This window comes from Terribacillus saccharophilus (genome assembly GCF_002272745.1).
GTDB classification, from domain to species: domain Bacteria; phylum Bacillota; class Bacilli; order Bacillales; family Amphibacillaceae; genus Terribacillus; species Terribacillus saccharophilus_B.
Genome location: NZ_NPBD01000034.1, coordinates 1 through 327, shown reverse-complemented (window position 1 = coordinate 327; position 327 = coordinate 1). Strand labels below are relative to the sequence as shown.

The following is a 327-nucleotide window of genomic DNA, read 5'->3' as shown; positions in this document are numbered from 1 at the left end:
TGACTCAAGGGTGGTTTGCGCATTACTCTTTCCTTTACGGAGGGTGGTGTAGCGGATGACGGTGGCAGAGGCGTTGACGTTGATGATCGGATTTGGAACGTTGATTGTTGCGATCTTGTCGGAAAAGAACCAGAAAAAATAACCACCCTTGAGTTGGCAGCTCGAGAAGGGTGGTTGTGTTACCTCTTTTTCGCGCAGATCCCCTAGGGAATCATGCTATTACTGGACAGACCGATTGGTGTTGGCAGCACCGGACGGTCTTTTTCTGTGCACAAATATTATAGTAACGCAATTGGAAGGGATTGTCATGTGACTATTGGAGTAAAA

General features: G+C 47.1%; 1 protein-coding gene. It reads left to right on the top strand.

What is annotated here, in order from left to right:
• Positions 1 to 55: 55 nt before the first annotated feature.
• Entirely contained in the window at positions 56 to 142 is an 87-nt protein-coding gene (locus tag CHH58_RS18705; RefSeq protein ID WP_280137069.1) for a putative holin-like toxin, read from the top strand.
• The last annotated feature ends 185 nt before the right edge of the window (positions 143 to 327 follow it).